The organism is Sulfuricurvum sp. RIFOXYD12_FULL_44_77 (genome assembly GCF_001830725.1).
Taxonomy (GTDB): domain Bacteria; phylum Campylobacterota; class Campylobacteria; order Campylobacterales; family Sulfurimonadaceae; genus Sulfuricurvum; species Sulfuricurvum kujiense_A.
In genome coordinates this window covers 1-2,068 of record NZ_MIBU01000248.1, presented here as the reverse complement: position 1 = coordinate 2,068, position 2,068 = coordinate 1, and the positions used below count along the sequence as shown (strand labels likewise).

Sequence of the window (2,068 nt, the reverse complement as noted above, 5' to 3'; positions counted from 1 at the left end):
TTTTGATAGAGTGACGTACTGCCGCTGTCGTAATCGATCCGTGCTAGCCGAGTCCGCAGGCGAAACTCTTTACGTGGCTGATAGGTTGCATCGATATTGTATTCGTCCGAATCGGGGCGGGGGTTTTGGGTGAGGGATGCGGGGTTGGATTGGATGCTGTCATCTTGATCGATTTTCATATATTTTGCTGAAATTTCGAACGTCGAATCAGGGTGATAGGTGAGGACTCCTCCGCAGGCTTCCGCACCTGCGTTTTCACTCTCTCCGTCGATTTGCAGATCGGTGTAGGTGATAAAGGCTCCCCACCCCATCTTCTCATACCGTCCCCCGCTCCCCAAAAGGCTCTGATCACCGATGAGGGTGTAGAGAGCGCTCAGACTCCATTTCCCCTGTGTTAGTGTCCCTCTTAGCCCCAGAAGGTAGGTATCGACCTCTCCTGCGGCATTGTCTCCGATACTCTGTTCGTTCAGATATTGTAATGCTCCCGAAAAGGTTGTCCCATCGGAAGATCGCCAAATAGTGTTGTTGATAATTTGTAGATAGGGGGCGTTCATCACATCACGGACATAGGTGTCGTAGAGTTCGATTTTCCATGGTGATGCCGGAGAATAGATCGCTCCGAGGACGGCGATGTCACGATCTATCCCGAGTGAGGCAGTCGGAGAGACGAAGGTGTCGGAGCCTTTGTATTTCCACCCCGTGATGTAAGCGGCTTTTAGAGTGGTATGGCTCAGAGATCGGTTCTCGATACTCAGTGCTTCAAAGCTGTTAGGGAGCATTCGGTTGTAATAATCGTTTGCGAGTGGCAGATCAAGTCGCTGACGTCCGTAACGGATGAGGGTGTCATGAGCGCTGTATTGGAGGTACGCTTCGCCGAGGGTGTTGATCGAACTACCGTCGAGATTAAGATTATGGGTTTGCCCCGATTCGGGCATTTCGGTAAGTGAGGTAACTCCGTTACTCGAAAAGAACGACACCCCTCCGCTGAATCCCTTATAGGATGCTGTTTTATAGCTTAAAATCCCCCCGAGGGTGAGTGCGGTTCGGTCAGTGCGGAGTTCGCGGTCTCCGTCGTACCAAAAGGCTCTAAGCTGGCCGCTCACTTTTCCTTCTTTAAAAATATCCTCTAGCTCTTGTGCGGAGGATGAAAGACTAAGGAGCATGGATAGGAGGAGTGAGCGTTTGAGCATTGATTATTTACCTTGTTTTGCCTCTTTGAGTTTTTGTAAGAATCCCTCTGCGGTGGCACCGCCTACCATCATCCGTCCGATCTGTTTGCCGTTGGAATCTAAAAAATAATAGGTTGGCGTTCCGAAGACTTGATACCCGTATTTGTCGGGATGCACCTCGATGTCAATCTCTACGGGGACAAAAAAGTTTTTGACGTATTCGGCTACGTCGTCATTTTCATAGACGCTTTTTTTCATAATGTTGCACATTTTGCACGTTTTTTTCGAGAACATCAGCATTAGTATTTTATGCTCTTTTTTAGCCTGTTCTAACCCCTTCTCATACGAAGGTGCCCAATCGAGTTCGGCGAAGAGTGAACTGCTGATAAGTAAGAGGGCTAAGAGGATTTTTTTCATGGGTATTCCTTAAAATGTTACTACTTTATCGCTTTGGATAACCCACTCTGCGAGTACCTGCATCGTTGATGAGACACTTTCATCGAAATAGGGTTGATTTTTAAAAAGTCCGCATCGTGCGTTGCAGGTTCCGCAGGCTTGGAGGGCTATACCCTCCTCATAGAGCTTTTTGAGCATATCCACCAAATCGTGATCGTAGCTTTCGGGCTTTTTGATAATATCACGGGCAAGATCGACCGCATCGTTCATCAAAAAGATATTGACAGCTTCACCACTTTTGTGGAGGGTTTTAGCCAGACGCAGAGCATTCCACGTCACATCGGAACCGTCATAGGGCTGGTGATTTAGGATAATCGTCGTCATGGAAATCTCCTTATTGCTCTTTGGTGAGCAACGTAACTCCTAAGCCTGTCTCAATCGGATAACCTTCTTCTGCCCACCCTTTAAGACCCCCTTTGAGGTTGGTCGCATTGACGTATCCC

At 48.2% G+C, this 2,068-nt stretch carries 3 protein-coding genes; all 3 read right to left on the bottom strand.

Annotated features, from left to right (window positions below; all coding sequences use genetic code 11):
- Nucleotides 1-1,190, bottom strand: a 1,190-nt coding sequence (locus tag A2517_RS08850; protein WP_294896190.1) for an OprD family outer membrane porin, incomplete at its 3' end; no start/stop codon positions are given.
- Between the two features lie 3 nt (nt 1,191-1,193).
- Nucleotides 1,194-1,586, bottom strand: coding sequence for a DUF255 domain-containing protein (locus A2517_RS08845; RefSeq protein ID WP_294896188.1), 393 nt, complete (start codon nt 1,584-1,586; stop codon nt 1,194-1,196).
- Nucleotides 1,587-1,595: 9 nt separating this feature from the next.
- Nucleotides 1,596-1,949, bottom strand: a complete 354-nt coding sequence (locus A2517_RS08840; protein ID WP_294896186.1) for a DsrE/DsrF/TusD sulfur relay family protein — start codon at nt 1,947-1,949, stop codon at nt 1,596-1,598.
- Nucleotides 1,950-2,068 lie beyond the last annotated feature (119 nt).